We start from the raw sequence: 19006 nt of genomic DNA on the forward strand, positions 1-19006 counted from the left end.
CCGGCGATGGGGGTGCTGCCTGCCGTCCTCAGCGCGCTGCTCGCAGCGGCCCTGCTCAGCTCGGGCGCCGGCAAGCTGGTCAGCCCGCACGGTCTGGCCGAGGCTCTCGGTGAGCTGACCGGCGCACGGAGACCGCCACCTGTGGCCCTGGTCCGGGCGGTCGCCGCCGCGGAGATCGCGCTGGCCGTCCTGGCCGTGTTCGGCCAGGAGCACCTGCTCACCTTGCTGCTGGCGGCCCTGCTGGGAACGGGATTCGCGGTGGTGGGGGTCCTGGGACGGCTGCGGGCGAGCTCACTGCCCTGCGGCTGTTTCGGCCGGAGCGGTTCGCGGTCGTTCGGGGCCTGGAACGTGCTGGCCGGCGCCGCGATCCTGGCCTGGGCCTTGGTGCCGGCGCTGCGTGAGACCGCCTACGATCAGGCTGTCCTGCTGCTCGCGCTGAACACGGCGATGTTCGTCCCCGTCTGGGCGAACCGCCGCCATCTGATCGTCTTCGTGAGAGGGACCATGGCGCGCGAACGGACCGAAACATGATCACGGCACTGATGGTCACCCTGCTCGTGCTGCTCAGCCTGGCGGTCGTGATCCTCTTCGCGATGCTGGGCGAGCTCAACGCGCGGATCTCCGAGTCGTCCGCGGGCGGCGGGACGAGGCGCCCCGAGTCCGTGCAGCCGCTGCCCGACGCCAAGCTCGGCGCGACGGTCATCGAGTTCCCCGACGGGCTCGCCCGGCCGCCGGGCGTGCTCCTCGTCCTCAGTACGACCTGCGGGGCGTGCCAGGAGTTGGCTCCCGAGGCGCGTGGCTTCTTCGCCTCCTCGGGCGTGGACCTCGTCGGCGTCGTGGTGTCGTGCGCGTCGGCCGCCTCGGGCAGGGAGTTCGTGGCGCAGTACGGGCTGGCTGACCTGCCCGGCTACGTGGACGTCTCAGGACAATTCAGCATGTCGGCGCTCGGCGTCGGCATGAGCCCGGCGGCGGTGGCGCTCTCCCCCGAGGGGGTCGTGCGGTCCGCTGTGGTGTTCAGCTCCTTCAACGCCCTGTCGAGCTGGATCGCCGCCCTCGACGACCCCTCCGGCGCAGCGGGCGGCGTGAGCGTCGCGCCGGGAAAGGACCTCGTCTGATGGACGTCCCGGCGATCGTGGCACTGGCCCTGGCCGGCTTCGTCCTGCAGTACTGGAGCCCTTGAGGCCGCTCGATGGTCGGCGTGGCCGGTCCATTGTCCAGGCGGTCGCCTGGCGCAGCACGCCGCTTCATCGCGGGCTACTCCGTGGGTCTCGTGGTGGGCGGAACGGTCATCGCGCTGCTGGCCGCCGTCGTGGCGGAAGGGCTCGGGAGCGTGCTCCCGCTCCGGTGGCGCGAGGTGGCGGCGGGCACGCTGCTGGTCGGGGTGGGCGTCGCGGACGTGCTGAACCGCACTCCGCACGTGATGCGGCAGGTGCCCCAGGACTACGCGCGGGCGCTCCGGCCCGGCTGGCGCGGTGTGCTCTGGGGCGTCGACCTCGGTCTGCTGTTCACCACGCAGAAGACCACGTCGCTCATCTGGGGCGCGCTCGTGGTCACGGTGCTGCTCAACCCCATGGCGGCACCGGTGTTCCTGGTCGGGATGGTGATCGGCTCGGTGGCGGGGACGGTGATTGGGACGGCACTCAACCACGTTCCCGGCCGGGCGTTCCTGGGCGGAGAGCGGGTGTTCATCCGTACTGTACGGGCCTTGAGCGGAGTAGTGCTGATATGCCTGGGTTTGCTCCAGATCGTGTAGTGGCCGCCGCCGCCGGGCGCTGTGCCCCGGATCCAGACGGTGGTGTCGTCGTCGTGACCAGGTTCGACTGTGGCGGGCTGTGGCGGCTGCTCGCCTTCCGGATCGCGCACGCCTGGATCTCGGCGCGCATCACGCCGCGGCTCGAAGGGCTCGTCTTCATCGCGACCCGTACGGACGTGGCGGCACGCAGGGTGCTGAGCGTCACCCTCTTCCACAACCTCGGCCAGGTTTACCAGATGGGGAGGATCCCGGCGCACATCAAGGCCGCGCGGGTCACCCGCCGGTTCGGTGTCCGGACCCGCGGCGCCGTTTTCGCCAATGTCGGGGACTGGCGGACGGTGCTGTTCGACGCGGCGGCGGGGGAGCCGGTCATCGACTGACGAACTCCAGGTCGATGGAGTCCGTGTGAGAGCTCCACGCGAGGTCCAGGCGCCAGCATCCGGGGCTCGGCAGGTCGACCGCAGAAGGCCCGGGGCCGCCCTCGACGGTGATGCGCGTCGGCGCGCCCACGCCGTTCAGCCGGGCCTCGATGCGCAACGGCTCGGACGGAATCAGCGGCGCTCTGGAACGCCACAGAATTTTGTTGCCCCGCCCCGGCAGCGGTGGGCTGTAAAGCGGATAGCCGAAAAGGATGGCGAGCATGTCACCGCGGCTGCTGGAGGCATAATGCATCTCCACGCCGGGGGTGAATCCTGTCCGGGCCCAGGATGGCGGTTCGCCCTTGACGGCCCGGAACTCGCACGGCGCCGTGGTGACGGAATCGACGGCGGCCTGGGTCGGCTGTGGCCGAGTTGGAGAGCTGTCATTCATGCAGGCGGCGGAGAGAAGGAGCGTTGCAGCCACCATGACGTGGCGCGACCGCATCAAGCGGACCCCCAGAAAAGGCGGATGAAAGGAAATCACCGCCAACGTACTACAACACCGAGTGATGCCGAAGACCTCAAATCCTCATGCGCCGAGGTCCGCGGTCGTCACTGGTCGTCCTCGTAGGGGTGGGCGCGCGCGTACCAGACCCACGCGGCCAGCCCGGCGAACAGCAGGGCGATGAACGGCGACCCGGCCGCCATCATGATCAGGCAGGACGTGGAGCTGATGACGAGCAGGACCGTGTAGGTCCGTCTGGACAGGTCGGGCGCTCGCCGGGGCAGGTGCCGCGCGTCACTGTGGAAGGACTCGGTGAAATCCGGATCCTCGTCGCGCAGCCGGCGCTGGATCCTACGCAACTCGTCGCGTTCGCGGTCGTCGAGCACGACACACCTCCTGGGCGCTCGCGCCAGGTGCGATCTCATCTCGTATCCCACCTGAATGATTTACATCGTAGCACGATATAAAATGGATCCCATGGATGGTGATGGGGGGATTCGAGAGGCGGCGGCGGAGAGCGAGCCGCTGTCGAAGCAGGATTTCGAGGCGCTCGCCCGGTTCCGTTTCGGGATCCGCAGCTACCTGCGGTTCAGCGAGGACGCGGTGCGCGCGGCCGGCCTCGCCCCCCAGCAGTATCAGCTCATGCTGGCGCTGAAAGGGTTCCCCGGCCGCGACTGGGCGACCGTGCGGGAGCTGGCCGAACGGCTGCTCCTGCGTCACCACAGCGTGGTCGAGCTGGTCAGCCGCGCCCAGCGGCAGGGCCTCGTACGCCGGAGCGCCCACCCCGACGACGGCCGGGCGGTCCGCGTGCTGCTGACCGCCGAGGGGGAGCGGGTCCTGGCCCTGCTGAGCGCCCTGCACCGCGACGAGCTGCGCCGCATCGACACCATGCTCACCCCGCCGACCTGGGACGGTAGCGGGTGACCAGGGACCACGCCTACCGGCCGGACCCGGCGCGGGTCACTCGCCGGCGGTCCAGACGGCCTCGAACGCGGCCCCGTCGATCTCGGTCAGGTCCCAGATGTCGAGCGGCTGGTCGGTGAGGAACCCGTGCTCGTCCTGCGGGTGGCGCCACCAGTAGCGGCGCAGTCGCCGCGCCCCGTCGATCTCCGCCTGCCGGATCGCCCAGTGTTCGCCGTCGCCCTCGACGCTCTCGAACAGCCACACCCCGCCGCGCTCGTCGTCGCCGCGCCAGTAACGCCGCGGCCGCTCCGACTCGCTCAGCTCTTTGACCAGGGACCGGCGGAGATCAGGATGCACCCGCCCACTCTAGGCGAACGCTCTCAGCGGTCGACGATCTCGTTCTTGCCGATCACGACCACGCCGCTCCGGGTCAGGGCGAAGCGGGTGCGGTCGTACTCCAGGTCGAAGCCGATGCGGGCGCCGTCGGGGATGACGACGTTCTTGTCGATGATGGCTTTGCGGACGATCGCGCCCCGGCCGACCTTGACGTTCTCCATCAGCACCGAGTCCTCCACCAGCGAGTGGGAGTGGAGGACGACCTTGGGCGACAGGATCGACCGGACGGCCGTGCCGCCCGAGACGATCACGCCGGGGGAGACCAGCGACTCCAGGGCGCGCCCGACCCGGTCGCCGTCGTTGTGCACGAACTTGGCCGGCGGCAGCGGGTCGTGACCGGTGTGGATGGGCCACTTGTCGTTGTAGAGGTTGAAGATCGGGTGGGCCGAGATGAGGTCCATGTGGGCCTCGTAGTAGGCGTCGAGCGTGCCGACGTCGCGCCAGTAGCCGCGGTCGCGCTCGGTGGAGCCCGGCACCATGTTGTGGGCGAAGTCGTAGACGTCGGCCCCGCCCGACTTGACCATCATCGGGATGATGTTGCCGCCCAGGTCGTGTCTGCTGGTCGGGTCGAGCGCGTCCTCGCGCAGCGCGTCGATCATCGCCTGCGTCTTGAACACGTAGTTGCCCATCGAGGCGTAGACCTCGTCGGGGGAGTCGGCCAGGCCCACCGCGTCCTTGGGCTTCTCCCGGAAGGCCACGATGCGCTTGCCCTGCGGGTCGGTCTCGATCACGCCGAACTGGTCGGCCAGCGACAGCGGCTGGCGGATCGCCGCCACGGTCACGTCGGCGCCCGACTGCTCGTGCTGCTCGACCATCTGCCGGGGATCCATCCGGTAGATGTGGTCGGCGCCGAACACGATCACGTGCTCGGGCATCTCGTCGTAGATCAGGTTGAGGTTCTGGAAGAGGGCGTCGGCCGACCCCGAGAACCAGCGCGGCCCCAGCCGCTGCTGCGCGGGCACCGGGGTGACGTAGTTGCCCAGCATGGCCGAGAGCCGCCAGGTGCGGGAGATGTGGCGGTCCAGGCTGTGGTTCTTGTACTGGGTCAGCACGACGATCTTCAGGTAGTCGCCGTTGGCCAGGTTGGACAGCACGAAGTCGATCAGCCGATACATCCCGCCGAACGGCACAGCCGGTTTCGCCCGGTCCGCCGTGAGAGGCATCAGCCTCTTTCCCTCTCCACCCGCCAGCACGACCGCAAGCACCCTCCGGGACCTCATGTCCAGGACGCTACCCCCAATCGGCGCATCTATCGACGTAACTCTGTCCGGCCCTCTCCCGAGGTGTCCGGAGTGATCCCTCTATGTGCCGCCATCAGCGCACCGGTTGTTTCCCGCTCGGGCGCCTGTCACCGTGTCCGGACGCCCGCGATTCCTCGTAAAGTCGAGTCATGCGAGTGGATCTGCTCAGCCGCGAATACCCGCCGGAGGTCTACGGCGGCGCGGGCGTGCACATGGAGTACCTCTCCCGCGAGCTGCGGGAGCTCGCCGACGTGCGGGTGCGGTGCTTCGGCGCCGCCAGGGAGGAGCCCGGGGTGTCGGCCTACCGGACGCCCGCCGGGCTGACCGGCGCGAACGCCGCGCTCCAGGTGCTCGGCGTCGACCTGGAGATCGCCGCGGCCTGCGAGGGCGCCGACCTGGTCCATTCGCACACCTGGTACGCCAACTTCGCCGGGCACGCCGCCAAGCTCCTCCACGGCATCCCGCACGTGGTCACCACGCACAGCCTGGAGCCGCTGCGCCCGTGGAAGGCCGAGCAGCTGGGCGGCGGCTACGCGATCTCGTCGTGGGCCGAGCGCACCGCCCTGGAGGCCGCCGACGCGGTGGTCTCGGTGTCGGCCGGCATGCGCCGCGACGTGCTGGCCGCCTACCCGCAGATCGACCCGGCCAAGGTGAGCGTGATCCACAACGGCATCGACACCGCCGAGTACGCCCCGGACCAGGACCATCAGATCCTGAAAAAGTACGGCATCGACCGCGATCGACCGTACGTCATCTTCGTCGGCCGGATCACCCGCCAGAAAGGCCTGGTCCACCTCCTGCACGCGGCGCGGTCCTTCGCCCCCGACGCGCAGCTCGTGCTCTGCGCGGGCGCGCCCGACACGCCGGAGATCGCCGCCGAGGTGGCCGGGCTGGTGCGCGGCCTCGACCGCAAGGGCGTGTTCTGGATCTCCGAGATGCTGCCCAAGCCCGAGGTGATCCAGCTGCTCACGCACGCCTCGGTGTTCGTCTGCCCGTCGGTCTACGAGCCGATGGGCATCGTCAACCTGGAGGCCATGGCCTGCGAGACCGCCGTGGTCGCGACGGCCACCGGCGGCATCCCCGAGGTGGTCGCCGACGGTGAGACGGGCCTGCTCGTACCGATCGACCAGGGCCCCGACGGCACTCCGCACGACCCCGAGCGGTTCGCCGCCGACCTCGCCGGGCGGGTGAACACGCTGCTGGAGGACCCGGCGCGGGCCCGCGCGATGGGGCTCGCCGGACGGGCGCGGGCCGTCGAACACTTCTCCTGGCCCGCGATCGCCCGCCGCACGATGGAGCTGTACGCGTCACTTATGTGACGTAGGTCTCATTTGGGCCTTGTCCTGCCCGCCGTACGGGATCACCCTGAACGGCAGGAGGCAGAGATGACGCATCCCCTCGGAGTCAGCCGCCCGGACCTCGAAGTCACCGATCTGCCGACGCCGGAGGAGGTCTTCAAGGTCCCCCGGATCGGCAAGGTAGAGCTGTTCAAGTTCGCCGTGGGGCCCAGCCTGATCGCCCTCGGCATCTCCATCGGCAGCGGCGAATGGCTGCTCGGCCCGCTCAGCGTCGGTCAGTACGGCTTCGTCGGCGTCGGCTGGGTCATCCTGGTCTCGGCCGTGCTCCAGACGTTCTACAACGTCGAGTGCGCCCGCTACGTGACGGCCACCGGCGAGACCCCGGTGGTCGGCTGGGGGAGGGTGCCGCCGGGCTGGAAGCTGTGGGTCCCGCTGTCGGTGTTCATCGTCATCTTCGCGTTCATCGCCGGCGGCTGGGCCGCCTCCGCGGGGCAGGGCGTGTACGCGCTCGTCCACGGCGACATCCCGCCCGCCGGGGCCGAGGAGCCCCGGCTGTGGGCCATCGCGCTGCTCGTGCTGGTCTTCCTGATCACCGCGGCGGCCCGGCGGGTCAGCCGCGCCCTGGAGCTGGCCAACTGGATCATGGTCGGCTCCATCCTGGTCGCCCTGCTGCTCATCGACCTGTTCGTGGTGCCGTGGGAGCTGTGGTGGGAGGGCATCAGGGGCTTCTTCACCCCGGCCGCCCCGCCCGCCGGGATCACCGCCACCCAGCTCGGCGGCCTGGCCGGCTTCACCGCCCTGGCCTCCGGACTGAACTGGTACGTGATGGGCCACTACCGCGACAAGGGCTACGGCATGGGCCACCGCGCCGGTTACATCGCCGGCCTGCGCGGCGGCCGGCAGGAGATCCTGGCCAGCGGCGTCACCTTCCCCGACGACGAGCGCAACCGGGGGCTGTGGCGGCGGTGGTACCGGCTGATCATGGTCGACATGTGGGGCGTGTTCTTCGTCGGCGCCATGCTCGGCATGCTCCTGCCGACGATCCTCATGGCGCACGCGGTCAACCTGTCGGGACAGCAGCCCACCCGGGCGACCGTGCCCACCTTCGTCGCCGCCGCGCTCGGCGACGAGTACGGGCAGGCGATGTTCGTCCTAGCGCTGATCATGGGCGTGCTCATCCTGTTCAGCACGCAGCTGGGCATCTTCGAGGCGATGGTGCGGGTCACCACCGACGCCGCCCATGCCACCAGCCCCAGGCTGCGCAGGCTCATCGAGGGCGACCCGCGGCGCTTCTACTACCCGTTCATGATCGTGCTGCTGATCGTGATCGCGATCGTCATCCACCTGTCGCTGCCGGTGGCCCTGGTGGAGTGGTCGGCGAACATGTCGAACCTCGGCGCGCTGATCTACCCGTTCATGCTCATGTACCTCAACAGCAAGCTGCCCAAGCCGGCGCGGGCGCGCTGGTGGCACCACGTCATCCTGGTGCTCAACTTCCTGTTCTTCGGGTTCTTCTTCGTGAACTTCATCGCGGACTTCGTCGGGGAGCCGCTGGTGACGTTCTGATCAGCGCTGGGGCTCCAGGACCACGACCGGGATCTTGCGGTCGGTCTTCTTGGTGTACTCGTCGTAGTCGGGCCACGTGGCGGTCATCAGCCGCCACAGCTCCGGCCGCTCCTCGTCGGTGGCGGTGCGGGCGCGCGCCTTGAACCGGTCGCTCCTGACCTGCACCTCGACCTCGGGGTCGGCGGCCAGGTTCTTGTACCAGTCGGGGTGCGACGGGTCACCGCCCTTGGAGGCGACCACCACGAAGTCGTCGCCGTGCGGCTGGTAGATGAGCGGCGTCGTGTACGGCTCGCCGGATTTGCGGCCCTTCGTGGTGAGCAGGAGGGTCGTGGTGCCGTTCCAGTCGTGTCCTTCGGCGCCGCCGGTCTCGCGGTAGCGCCGGACGTGTTCCTTGCCATAGAGCATGCCCAGGCACCTACCCCGGCGCGCCCGGCACTCACCCGGGCACGCCGGGGCCTGTACGAGATGTTGACCTCGTTCGTGGCGTTCGCCCCATCGGCCAGGCTCGCGGCGGTTCGTCCGGAACGGTGCTGTACGTGAAGGACGGGCTGATGAGAGCCTAGGCCCCATGAAAGATCCGGCCAGGGTGCTCGCTGCCCGAATCGAGGAGTTCGAGCGGGCGGCGGACCCCCGGCTGGTGCTGGACGACGCGGCGCTGGACGACGCCGAGGACGCCATGCTGGCCTGCGACGGCGGGCCACGCGACGCCGCCGTCTGGCGGCTGGCCGGGGTGCTCCACCTGGCCCGCTACCGGCTCGCCCCCGAGGAGGACGGCGAGGCGGCCGTGGCAGGCGTGTTCTTCGCCGCCGTCGCCGTGCTCGACCCCGACGGGCTGCCGGAACGGCTGCGCGGGACGCACGTCCCCGCCGCCGCCACCGCCGAGACCTGGGCGGAGCTGGCGGAGCAGGTCTTCCGCCACGTGGACGTGGACGCGTACCCGCACGTGGGGCTGCTCCTGCACGCCATACTCCGCCGCGCGCTCGCCACGCCCACGGCGGAGGTGTGCGACCGGCTCGGGCAGGTGCTGCTGGAGCAGGCCCTTGACATGCCCGCACCAGCCTGGGCCGCCGAGGCGCTGGCCATCCTGGGCAACGGCCTGGTGCGGCTGTACCGGACGGCCGGCGACGGCGGCGCGCTCGACGACGCGGTGCACGCCCTGTTCCGGGCCGCGCTCGCCGGCCCGGGCCACGTGACGGACCTGGCGGCGGCGCTCGGGCACGCGCTGCCCGGCGACACCCCCCTGATCAGGGCGTACCTCCTGGCCGCCGGCCGCCCTTTGGGACCGGAACGCTCCGCGGCGCTCCTGGACCTCCTCCTCCTGGCGTCCACCCGTGCCGCCGCGTCCTGCGCCGACGCCGACCTGCTGGCGCTGCTGCGGGTGGGCCAGGCCTGCCTCGACCACTGGCACGAGGCCGGCGCCCACCCGGCGGTCCTGTCCCGCTACGGCACGGCCCTGGTGGAGTGGTACGTGGTCACGGGCGACCTCCGCTCCCTCGAAGCCGGCCGCGACATGCTCGCCGCCCTACCCCCCGCTCCGACCCCCCCGGTGCCTCCCGCCCATCCCGCATCCCATCCGCACGACCCCGCATCCCCAGCCCCGCTGGATGCCCCGGAAACCGCCCCGGGACCGGACCGTTCCGCGAGCCAACCTGAGGGCCTTCCGGGTCCGTATGGTCACACAGGCACCTGGCCGGAGGATCCGGTGGCCTGGACGGGATCATCGGAGCTGGGGAACGCCGCCGCCAGGCTGGACGACGCGGCGACCCGGCTCGACCTGCTCGGCCGCCGCCACTGGCGGCGCTACCGGGGGAGCGGCGACCTGGCGGACCTGGAGATCGCCGTACAGACCCTGCGGCAGGCGGTGGTACGCGCACCAGAGGGACATCCGGAACGGCCCGCGTTCCTCACCGGCCTGGCCGGGGTCCTCCTCCACCGCGCCACACGAACAGGAGACGCCCGCACCGCCATCTCCGCCGCCCGCGCCGCCGTCGCAGCCTGCCCAGGCCGCCACCCCCAGCGCCCCCGAGTCCTCCTCCTGCTCGGCCAGGCCCTGCGCCTGGACCTCACCGCGCACACCGCCGCCGAGGCCGTGACAACCCTCCGGAAGGCACTAGCGGCGGATACGGACCCGCGCTTCCAGGCGGAAGCGCACACAGTCCTCTCGGACGTACTACGCCACCGCGCCACCCTCGCCGCCGCAGCCCAGCAGGTACGCGAACCCGCCGAGCCGAACGTGACGGTGCAGACGACCGGGCGCCCTGCGGATTGGGACGCTGAGGCCCTGGCGGGACGCCGGCCGGCCGCCTGGGACGAGGCGGTGCAGGCCGCCGGGCGCCCTGCGGATTGGGACGCTGAGGCCCTGGTAGGACACCAGCCCGCCGATTGGGACGCTGCGGCCCCGGCGGGACGCCGACCCGCCGATTGGGACGCCGTGGAGGCGGTCGAGCGCCCTGCGGACCGGGATCCTGCGGCTCGGGAGGTACGCGGACCCGCCGAGTCGGGTGTGGCGGTGCAGGCGGCCGGGCGCTCTGCGGACTGGGATGGTTCGATCCAGAAGGCTCGCAGCTCCGCCGACGCGGGGGGTGCCGTTCAGGCGGCCCGTCAGATCGCGGACCTGGACGCTGCCGTTCAGGCGGCTCGCAAAGCCGCAGAGCTGGCCTACCTCGCCACCGGAACCACCGCGCCTCCGTCCGGCCCTCCCTCAGCGGTACCGCCGCCGGGCGCATCACCCACATCGCAGACCGTGACCCCGAGGGACCCGTTCGGCGGCTTGCCTTCGGCGCAAGGCACCCCGGCTAGTGCGGTGCGAGAGCCGTCGCCTCGGCCACGCACTCTCGAAGCACCGCCGCCCACGGGGGCGGGAGCGTCGCTCGTACCGCTTGCGCTGGTCAAGGGGTTGCTGGTGCGGTTCACCGTACGAGGTGACGAGCAGGACCTGGTCGAGGCGCTGGAACTCGCCGGGAACGTGCCCGGCGGCGATCCCGAGCTCACCTCGCTGCTCCGCCTGGCGCTCGGCGCCCTGTCAGGGACGCCGGACAAGCCGCTGGCCGAGGCAGCGACCCGGCTCGCCATGGTCTGCGACGACGAGGAAACCACCCGAGACCTGCTCCGCCTCGGCGAACGCCACGCCAGGGCAGCCAGAGACTCCCGAACCGGCGGTCAGACCAACACCCCGGGCGCATCGCAGTCACGAGCCACCACTGGTACCAGCACAACCACCGACGTTGCCGGTACCGCCGACATCTCCGCCGGAACCGAGGGCGTCGCCAGAACGGACGACAGCGACAGTTCCGTCGACACCACTGCTACTGCCCACGTCGCTGGAGCCGGAGGCGTTTCCCGGACTGACGATGGCGCCGTATTCGGGACCGGCGGCGGCGCCGGTTCCTGGAACGTCGCCAGCCCAGCCGATGTCACTGCCGGGACCCCCGACGTCGTCACCGGCCCCGCCAATGCCACTGCCGGCCCCCCCGACGTCATTGCCGGGCCCACTTACATCGCCGCCAGAAGCGGGGACGAGGCCGGAACCGGCGACAGCGCCGATCCCGGTCGCGCTACCGGGATCGGCGGGAGAGCCGCGGAGGAAGGCCCCGGCGACGAAAGCAAGAACGTACGCGCCGCGACGTATCTGGTGAGGGCCGCAACGGGCCTGGCCGGGCATAGGGGCCGGAGAATGGCGATCGAACTGCTGGAGCGGGCAGGGAAGGCGTTCGCGGAGGCGGGTGAACCGGTCCAGGCGGCCGACACGTACTCCAGGATCGGGAACGAGCACGAGGAACTCGGCGCCTGGGAGGCCGCGTTACGGGCGTTCGAACACGCCGCCGACGGCTACGGAGCCCTCGGACACCCTCGGGAGGAGGCGGCTCAGCGGGCCGCCATGGGGAACGCCTGCGCCCGGGCAGGGGAGCCACGCCGGGCCGCCGCCTGCTACCGGCGGGCCGCCGAACTGTGCCGGGAAGCGGGCCTGCACGCGGACGAGGCCACGTACCAGGAAAGGGCCGCCGCGGCGTACCTCGACGCGGGCGACCGGGCGGAGGCGCTGGAACGTGCGGGCCGCGCCCGCGAGCTGCACCTGACCCGCGGCGACGCCGAGCGGGCCGCGCGGGCGCTCATCCCGGGCGCGCGGGCCGGCGCCGAGCTGGGCCACCTGCCCGCCGCGGCCGAGCTGATCAGCACCTGCGCGTCCGAGCTGGAGGCCATCGGCAAGTGGGACGACGCCTGCCAGGCGCTGGACGGGCACGCGGTGCTGCTGTACGAGCTCGGGCACGCGGATCACGCGGCGGCGTGCGAGGCCGCCATCGTGGACGTGGTCCGGCGGCGCGGCCAGCGGCGCGAGGCCGCCGACGAGTGGTACCACATCGCCCGCCGCCGTCTCTCCCGCGCCGACGTGCCCGGGGCCAGGCGGGCGTTCGAGCGGGCCGAGCGCGCCTACAACCAGCTCGGCCACCGGGACGGGGTCGCCGCCGTGCGCTACCACCTCGGCGTGATCGGGTTCACCGGCGCCGGGATGGAACAGGCCACCCAGGACTTCGGGACGGCCGCCGAGGCGTTCGCGGCCCCCGAACGCGTGGCCGCCGCCCGGACGATGCGCGCCGCCTGCCTGGTTGAGCTGGGCCGCTGCGACGAGGCCTCGGCCGAGCTTGACCTGGCGATGCGCCCCGCCGTGGCGGAAGGCGACATCGGCGCCCTGTTCTCCATCGCCCTGGTACGCGCCACCGCCGACCTCCGCACCGGCCACCCGGACGACGCACTCGACCGGCTCCGAGCCGCCCTCGGCCTGGGAGCGGGCGACCCCCTGAGGGAAGCGGTAGTCCACGAACGCCTCGCGGTAGTCCACGCACACAACCGCCCAGCGCCGAAGCACCGCCCAGCCCAAGTCGGCCAGCATCCCCCCACAGGTTCCGGGCTTGGTCCGGCGGCGGGGGAACGTTCGTCGGTCGGTTCGGCGGGGGACCAGGCAGCCGCAGCAGGGGACGAGCGTCCGCCGGTGAGTTCTGGCGGTGGTGCGGCGGGGGAGCGTCCGTCGGTTGGTTCTGCAGCGGACCGCGCAGCGAGGGCGGGGGAGCGTCCGCCGGTGGGTTCTGTGGGCGACCGCGCAACCGAAGTCGGCCATCATCCCCCGGCGGGTTCCGAGAGTGGTGCGGCGGCGGGGGAGCGTCCGTCGGTTGGTTCTGCGGTGGACCGCGCAGTGGGGGTGGGGGGGCGTCTGCCGGTGGGGCCCGGAGGTGGGCCGGTCGCCGGGGTGGGCGGGCTGGGGGAGCGGGAGGACGGTGGCTGGGGGGCTGCTCGTGCGGGGGGATCGGCGGCTGTGGTGGAGCATCTAGGGCTGGCCGCCGACGGCTTTCGCGCGACCGGGCACGCTGGTCTGGCCGCGCTCGCCTCGTTGCGTCTCGGCTTCGCGCTGGAGGAGCGGGGCGACCTGCGCCGGGCGAGGAAGGCGCTGGAAGAGGGGCTCAGTGGCGCGGTGACCGGGCCTACGGGGGACGCACCGTACGAGGTGATCCCGGTCGGGGGAGCGGATCCGGCCGTGCTGGTGCGGCTGGCGGAGCTGCAGTTCGCGGCGGGGGAGGTCGCGCGGGGACGGGCGGCGCTGGCGCAGGCGCTGGCCGCGGTGCGGCGCGGCGGCGCGGACCCGGAGCTGGCCGAACGGCTGGCCGAGCGCGTACGCATCGAGGAGGCCGAGGCGGCAGGCGATCTGTCCGGGGCGCTCGCGCTGGCACGGCAGGCGGCCGGCGCCGCCGCCGACCCGCGCCGCCGCTCCGGGCTGCTGGCCAAACTGTGCGCGCTGGCGCTGGAGGCGGACGATCCTGAGGCCGCGTACGAGTACGCGAAGCAAGGGTGCGACCTGCGTGACGGCCTGCTGAGCGAGCACCTGCGCGGGCGTGGCGCCGCCGCGGTCGCGCTGGGGCGCACGGCCGAGGCGATCGGTCACCTGGCGGAGTCCGTCCGGCTGGCGCGCGAGTCCGGGCAGGCGATGCCGGTGCGGCTGGTGGCCGCGCTCGGGGCGCTCGGCGCGGCGCTGGCGGAGGACCGGCGCTGGTCGCACGCCGGGGCGGTGCTCGCCGAGGCGCTCGCGCTCGCCGCCGGCCCCGCCTGGCGCGGCATGCGGGCGTCTCTGCTGGCCGTACGGGCGAGGACGCGCTTCCGCCAGGGAGACGTGGACGAGGCCGCAACTCTCTACCAGGAGGCGCTGGCGCTCGGGGAGGCCGTCGGCGACGACGCGACCGTGGCCACCGTGTGCGGGGAACTGGCCCCCGTACACGCGGCCAGAGGAGAACGCGACAGCGCGGCACGGCTCGCCGAACGGGCCCTGGACATCGACCGGGCGCGCGGACGGCAGCGAGCCGTGGTGCGCGACCTGATCGCGCTGGGCCGGCTGGGCGACGTCGACCGCCTGGCCGAGGCGCTGTCGCTGGCACAGCGGATCGGCTTCGGCGAGGGCCAGGCCGTGGCGCTGGCCGAACTCGGCGCTCTGGACCTGCGCGCCGGCCGGTTCAGCGCCGCCCGTGCCCGCGCCTCGGCAGCCATCGACCTCCTAGAGTCCGGCACCCAGCCAACAACGGGGAACGTTCAGCGGCCGACGCCGTTCAGCGGCGGCACCCAGCGACCGACTGCCGCCGCCGGCGGACAGCCGCCGGAGCCGAGCGTCGGCGGCCTACACCAGCGGGAACCGGTTGGCGATGAGCCGCAGGGATCCGGGCCGGTTGTCGAGGGCGCGCGGCAGCCGGATGGTGAGGTGCAGAATCCGCCCGTCGAGAGCGCGGTGCGGTCGGACTTGGCTGCAGGTGAGCAGCAGAGGTCGGTTGTCGAGGGCGCGCAGCAGTCGGATGGTGAGGTGCAGAGTTCGGCCGTCGAGGGCGCAGGGCGGTCGGACTTGGCTGCACGTGAGCAGCAGAGGTCGGTTGTCGAGGGCGCGCAGCAGTCGGATGGTGAGGTGCAGAGTTCGGCCGTCGAGAGCGCGGGGCGGTCGGACGTGGTTGCAGCTGAGCCCCAAGGGTCGGTTGCCGGGGGTGTGGGCCGGTCGGGTCTGGGTGGGCAGGGGCCAGGGGCGGCTGTGGGTGGGGTGTTGTGGTCGGACGGGGACGATGGCGGGGGGCGCGTGCCGGGGCTCGGCGGGGCGCATCGGGCGGAGCTGGCCGCCGCGTATGCGACCAGGGCGGCGGCAGGCGAGGAGCTGGGTGAGCTGGCGGCCGCACTGGCGGACGCCGAGCGGGCCGGTGAGCTGGACGACACGGGTTCGGCGGCGGCCGAGCGGCTCCGCTCCAGGGCGGTGGGGCTGGCCGTCCGTCTGGGGCGCGGGGCCAGGGCCTGGGCGCATGCGGAACGGGCCAAGGAGACGCTGCTCGGGCTGGAGGAGAACGTCGCGCGGTCCATCGGCGTCGACCCGGGCCGGCTCCTGGACCTGCTGCCGGAAGGAAGCGGCGTCGTAGCGTTCCACACCGGCGAGGCGCTCGTCAGCGTGGTGGCGCACCGCGCGGGATGGGCGAGGCCGCGCGCGTTCGCCACCTCGGCAGGGCCGGAGCTGCTGGCCGAGTTCGCCGCGACGGCGAGGGCCGGCGACGGCGGGCGGAGGCGGGCCGAGCTGTGGCGGGTGGTCGCCGACCTGCTGCTCGGCGAGGCGATCGAGGAGCTGGGCGACGATCTCGACGTGCTGTATCTGCTGCCGCACGGCGACCTGCACGGGCTGCCGCTGCACGCGCTCGCCCCGGGCGGGCGGCTGCTGCTCGATCGCTACGCCGTGGCGTACGCGCCGTCGGCGGCCGCGCTGGCCCGGCAGGCGCTGCGCCGCGCCGGTCACGGCGGCCGGACGCTGGTGGCGGGCCAGGGCGAGGACGCGGCCGCCGTCGCCGCGGTGCTGGGCAGCCCGCCGGTCACCGCGGCCGCCCGCGATCTGGAAGGCGTCTGGGACACCGTGCACCTGGCCTGCCCGGCCTGCTACGACGGCGCCGACCCGTACGGCTCGGGGATCCGCCTTCCCGGCGGGCTGCTGAACGCCCGCGCGCTCATGGACCTGCGGATCGAGGCCCGGCTCGTCGCCGTGAGCGGCTGCGAGCCGCCACCCGGCGGCGCGGGCGTGACAGCGCTCGGGCACGCCCTGCTGCGCGCGGGCGCCGTCGCCGCGCTGCTGCCGCAGTGGCCGGCGCACCCCGAGGTGGCGCGGGAGCTGCTGCCGTCCTTCCACGCCCGGCTGGCCGCCGCCGGCCCGGGCAGGGCGCTCAGGGCGGCGATGCTGGAGTCACGCGAGCTGTACGGGTCGTCGCGCCCGGACCTGTGGGCCCCCTACACCCTGATAGGACTGGCCGCCTGAAGGGCCACGACAAGCAGGCCGGGCCGTCAGAGGTAAGGCCGCGCTACCGTCACCAGCTCGGCCGGGGCGTCGCGGGTGCCGACGTGGAGCGCCGTCTCGGGGGTGCGCTCGCGGACGTCGCGGTCGCGGATGGCGAACACGGCGGGCGGCGCGCCGGCGTCGCCGTAGCGGACCGAGACGGCCGCGCCGATCGCCGTGCGCAGGTCGGCCACCACCTCACGGACCGGATGCGCGTCTCCCGAGACCGCCAGGTGGCCCAGCATCCCGGCGAAGCGCGACTCGGTCTCGGCGGCGGGCCGCTGCCCCGGCAGCACCGGGCGGTCGAGCCAGAACACCTTGCCCGACAGGAAGGCGTCGTAGCCGAGCGTCCGCGCCGCGCCGGCGACCAGCTCGCCGAACTCCGCCAGCTCGGCCCGGGGCGGCAGGTCGGTGGTGACGAACAGGGGAACGATCAGCGAGTCGAGCATGGGCCATCCCTCCGTGAGGAGGCTCATGGTAGGGCCCGCCACCGACAATTCCCCGCGCCGACACCCGCCGTCTCAGCCGTCAGCCGCGTCGGCCAGCCTGCGCGCCAGCACCCGCAGGTGCGCCGCCAGCTCGGGCGGCTCGCGCACCTCGAAGGCCATCCCCAGCGACACCAGCCAGAACGCCAGCTCGTCCAGCGAGTTGGAGCCGCTGGTCAGCAGGCAACCGCCCCCGTCGAGCGGCTCCACGGCGGCCACCGACGGCGGCATGCGCGCCACGACCGTCTCCGCGGGCGCGTGCACGATGACCTGGCACCGGTAACGGTACGGCGCGCTGGAGATCCTGTGTGAGGTGTAGGCCGCCAGGTCCTCTGCAGGCGGCTCCCGAGGCGCGAACCGCGGCCCGTTCGGCGTGCGCAGCCGCAGCCGGTCGACCCGGAACACCCGCCAGTCGTCCCGCCCGCGGTCGAACGCGACCAGATACCAGCGCCGGCCCGACGCCACCAGCCGGTGCGGCTCCACCAGCCGCTCCGTGACCGTCCCGTCCCCGGCCCGGTAGTCGAAGCGCAGGCCCTCGTGGTCGCGGCAGGCGGCCGCGATGGCCGACAGCGTGCCCGCCTCGACCGCGGGCGCGCCGCCGGTCAGCGGCACGGTCATCGACTGCAGCGCGTTCACCCGGTGGCGCAGCCGCGACGGCAGCACCCGCTCCAGCTTGGCCAGCGCCCGCACCGAGGTCTCCTCGATGCCCGCCACGCCGCCCTGCGCGGCCGTGCGCAGCCCGACAGCCACCGCCACCGCCTCCTCGTCGTCGAGCAGCAGCGGCGGCAGGTCGCTGCCCGCGCCGAGCCGGTAACCGGGCACCCCGGCCGACGCGTGCACCTGGTAGCCCAGCTCCCGCAGCCGCTCCACGTCGCGGCGCACCGTACGGGCCGAGACGCCGAGCCGCCCGGCCAGCTCCGCGCCGGGCCAGTCGCGCCGCGTCTGCAGCAGGGACAGCAGTTTCAGCAGTCGAGCCGAGGTCTCCAGCACACCTAGGACCGTACCTGTCCTAACCGGCTTCTAGCGTGGGCGTCATGGACAACGACATCCGGCCCTTCCGCATCGACGTCCCGCAGGCCGACCTGGACGACCTGCGCGAGCGCCTCGCCCGTACCCGCTGGCCCGACGAGCTGGACGGCGCCGGCTGGTCGTACGGGGTGCCTGTCCCGTACGCGCGAGCACTCGCCGAGTACTGGCGCACCGGCTACGACTGGCGCGCGCACGAGGCGGCACTCAACGCCTTCCCGCAGTTCACCACCGAGATCGACGGACAGAACGTGCACTTCCTGCACGTGCGCTCACCCGAGCCGGACGCGCTGCCCCTGCTGGTCACGCACGGCTGGCCGGGGTCGGTGGCCGAGTTCATGAAGGTCGTCGGCCCGCTCACCGACCCCCGCGCGTACGGCGGCGACCCGGCCGACGCCTTCCACGTCGTCGCCCCGTCCCTCCCCGGCTTCGGCTTCTCCGGGCCCACCCGCGAGCGCGGCTGGGACATGGCCAGGGTCGCGGCGGCGTGGAAGGAGCTGATGCGCCGGCTCGGCTACGGGCGGTACGGCGCGCACGGCGGTGACACCGGCGCCGTCATCTCCCCGATGGTCGGCAGGCTCGACCCGGAACGGGTCGTGGGAGTGCACGTCAACGGCGGGCTCGGCTTCCCGAGCGGGGATCCGGCCGAGCTGGAGGGCCTGACCGAGGCCGAGCGGGCCCGTCTGGCCGTCTACGGCGACCAGGACGGCTCCGGATACGCGATGATCCAGTCCACCCGGCCGCAGACGCTCGCGTACGGCCTGCACGACTCCCCGGCAGGGCAGCTCGCCTGGATCGCCGAGAAGTTCAAGGAGTGGACCGACCCGGCCCGCGAGCTGCCCGAGGACGCGGTGGACCGCGACCAGCTCCTCACCAACATAAGCATTTACTGGCTCACCGGGACCGCGGGCTCCTCGGCCCGGCTGTACAAGGAGAGCGCCGCGTCCTGGGGCCGCGGGCAGGAGCCGTCGGCGCTCCCGCACGGGGTGGCCGTCTTCCCCGGCGACCCCGGGGTCCGCCGCGTCGCCGAACGCGAGCACAAGATCGTGCACTGGTCGGAGTTCGACCGCGGCGGGCACTTCGCCGCGATGGAGGCGCCCGACCTGCTGGTGGAGGACGTCCGGGCGTTCTTCGGGCTGGTCCGCTGA

At 72.8% G+C, this 19006-nt stretch carries 16 protein-coding genes; 9 read left to right on the forward strand and 7 right to left on the reverse strand.

The genetic code is table 11. From position 1 onward, the window contains the following. Window positions 1-6 precede the first annotated feature (6 nt). From FR742_RS09980 to FR742_RS09995, 4 genes are all read left to right on the forward strand, one after another. Window positions 7-531 carry a MauE/DoxX family redox-associated membrane protein gene (locus FR742_RS09980; RefSeq protein WP_148030686.1) on the forward strand — a complete coding sequence of 175 codons (525 nt, stop codon included), beginning with the start codon at window positions 7-9 and terminating at the stop codon, window positions 529-531. Next, window positions 528-1115: a hypothetical protein gene (locus tag FR742_RS09985; RefSeq protein WP_148030687.1), complete on the forward strand. Its 588-nt coding sequence runs from the start codon at window positions 528-530 to the stop codon at window positions 1113-1115. Before FR742_RS09980 ends, FR742_RS09985 begins: the two co-directional genes overlap by 4 nt. Window positions 1116-1270: 155 nt before the next feature. Continuing rightward, a complete protein-coding gene (locus FR742_RS09990; protein ID WP_148030688.1) occupies window positions 1271-1753 on the forward strand; it encodes a hypothetical protein in 483 nt (160 codons plus the stop codon). Window positions 1754-1806: 53 nt separating this feature from the next. Then, window positions 1807-2133 (forward strand): hypothetical protein, encoded by a 327-nt coding sequence (locus FR742_RS09995; protein WP_148030689.1) that lies wholly within the window; start codon window positions 1807-1809, stop codon window positions 2131-2133. Here the strand turns inward: FR742_RS09995 and FR742_RS10000 are convergent. Continuing rightward, entirely contained in the window at window positions 2123-2662 is a 540-nt protein-coding gene (locus FR742_RS10000; RefSeq protein ID WP_148030690.1) for a hypothetical protein, read from the reverse strand. The genes FR742_RS09995 and FR742_RS10000 overlap by 11 nt on opposite strands. A 62-nt stretch (window positions 2663-2724) precedes the next feature. Further along, window positions 2725-3003, reverse strand: a complete 279-nt coding sequence (locus tag FR742_RS10005; protein ID WP_187281075.1) for a DUF3040 domain-containing protein — start codon at window positions 3001-3003, stop codon at window positions 2725-2727. A gap of 91 nt (window positions 3004-3094) precedes the next feature. On the opposite strand from FR742_RS10005, the gene FR742_RS10010 reads away from it, so the two are divergent. After that, complete coding sequence (locus tag FR742_RS10010) at window positions 3095-3541, forward strand: MarR family winged helix-turn-helix transcriptional regulator (RefSeq protein ID WP_148030692.1); 447 nt, start codon at window positions 3095-3097, stop codon at window positions 3539-3541. 36 nt (window positions 3542-3577) lie between these two features. On the opposite strand, the gene FR742_RS10015 is transcribed toward FR742_RS10010, so the two are convergent. Continuing rightward, complete coding sequence (locus FR742_RS10015; RefSeq protein ID WP_148030693.1) at window positions 3578-3877, reverse strand: hypothetical protein; 300 nt, start codon at window positions 3875-3877, stop codon at window positions 3578-3580. A gap of 23 nt (window positions 3878-3900) precedes the next feature. Beyond that, on the reverse strand, window positions 3901-5136 hold the full coding sequence (gene glgC, locus FR742_RS10020) for a glucose-1-phosphate adenylyltransferase (protein ID WP_148030694.1): 1236 nt from the start codon (window positions 5134-5136) through the stop codon (window positions 3901-3903). 170 nt (window positions 5137-5306) lie between these two features. Here glgC and glgA point away from each other — a divergent pair, with 170 nt between their 5' ends. Both glgA and FR742_RS10030 read left to right on the forward strand, forming a co-directional pair. Next, entirely contained in the window at window positions 5307-6476 is a 1170-nt protein-coding gene (gene glgA / locus FR742_RS10025; protein ID WP_148030695.1) for a glycogen synthase, read from the forward strand. A gap of 66 nt (window positions 6477-6542) precedes the next feature. Further along, window positions 6543-8021 carry an Nramp family divalent metal transporter gene (locus FR742_RS10030; RefSeq protein ID WP_148030696.1) on the forward strand — a complete coding sequence of 493 codons (1479 nt, stop codon included), beginning with the start codon at window positions 6543-6545 and terminating at the stop codon, window positions 8019-8021. Here the strand turns inward: FR742_RS10030 and FR742_RS10035 are convergent, their stop codons facing one another. Next, window positions 8022-8426 carry a nitroreductase family deazaflavin-dependent oxidoreductase gene (locus FR742_RS10035; RefSeq protein ID WP_148030697.1) on the reverse strand — a complete coding sequence of 135 codons (405 nt, stop codon included), beginning with the start codon at window positions 8424-8426 and terminating at the stop codon, window positions 8022-8024. Window positions 8427-8589: 163 nt separating this feature from the next. Here FR742_RS10035 and FR742_RS10040 point away from each other — a divergent pair, with 163 nt between their 5' ends. Then, the gene (locus FR742_RS10040; RefSeq protein WP_148030698.1) at window positions 8590-16329 is read left to right on the forward strand and encodes a tetratricopeptide repeat protein; all 7740 of its coding nucleotides are present in this window, start codon (window positions 8590-8592) and stop codon (window positions 16327-16329) included. Window positions 16330-16355: 26 nt separating this feature from the next. On the opposite strand, the gene FR742_RS10045 is transcribed toward FR742_RS10040, so the two are convergent. After that, window positions 16356-16796: a hypothetical protein gene (locus FR742_RS10045; RefSeq protein ID WP_148030699.1), complete on the reverse strand. Its 441-nt coding sequence runs from the start codon at window positions 16794-16796 to the stop codon at window positions 16356-16358. 72 nt (window positions 16797-16868) lie between these two features. Continuing rightward, window positions 16869-17822: a YafY family protein gene (locus FR742_RS10050; RefSeq protein ID WP_148030700.1), complete on the reverse strand. Its 954-nt coding sequence runs from the start codon at window positions 17820-17822 to the stop codon at window positions 16869-16871. 44 nt (window positions 17823-17866) lie between these two features. Between FR742_RS10050 and FR742_RS10055 the strand changes: the two genes are divergently transcribed. Next, window positions 17867-19006 carry an epoxide hydrolase family protein gene (locus FR742_RS10055; protein ID WP_148030701.1) on the forward strand — a complete coding sequence of 380 codons (1140 nt, stop codon included), beginning with the start codon at window positions 17867-17869 and terminating at the stop codon, window positions 19004-19006.

Origin of the sequence: Nonomuraea sp. C10, from assembly GCF_008017515.1 — a bacterium.
GTDB lineage: Bacteria > Actinomycetota > Actinomycetes > Streptosporangiales > Streptosporangiaceae > Nonomuraea > Nonomuraea ferruginea.

Bases quoted from the DNA above. Each gene is read 5' to 3' on its own strand.
- FR742_RS10040 (WP_148030698.1), top strand. From the start codon at position 8,590: ATGAAAGATCCGGCCAGGGTGCTCGCTGCCCGAATCGAGGAGTTCGAG.
- FR742_RS10045 (WP_148030699.1), bottom strand. From the start codon at position 16,796: ATGCTCGACTCGCTGATCGTTCCCCTGTTCGTCACCACCGACCTGCCG.
- FR742_RS09980 (WP_148030686.1), top strand. From the start codon at position 7: ATGGGGGTGCTGCCTGCCGTCCTCAGCGCGCTGCTCGCAGCGGCCCTG.
- FR742_RS10010 (WP_148030692.1), top strand. From the start codon at position 3,095: ATGGATGGTGATGGGGGGATTCGAGAGGCGGCGGCGGAGAGCGAGCCG.
- FR742_RS10035 (WP_148030697.1), bottom strand. From the start codon at position 8,426: ATGCTCTATGGCAAGGAACACGTCCGGCGCTACCGCGAGACCGGCGGC.
- glgC (WP_148030694.1), bottom strand. From the start codon at position 5,136: ATGAGGTCCCGGAGGGTGCTTGCGGTCGTGCTGGCGGGTGGAGAGGGA.
- FR742_RS10055 (WP_148030701.1), top strand. From the start codon at position 17,867: ATGGACAACGACATCCGGCCCTTCCGCATCGACGTCCCGCAGGCCGAC.
- FR742_RS10030 (WP_148030696.1), top strand. From the start codon at position 6,543: ATGACGCATCCCCTCGGAGTCAGCCGCCCGGACCTCGAAGTCACCGAT.
- FR742_RS09985 (WP_148030687.1), top strand. From the start codon at position 528: ATGATCACGGCACTGATGGTCACCCTGCTCGTGCTGCTCAGCCTGGCG.
- glgA (WP_148030695.1), top strand. From the start codon at position 5,307: ATGCGAGTGGATCTGCTCAGCCGCGAATACCCGCCGGAGGTCTACGGC.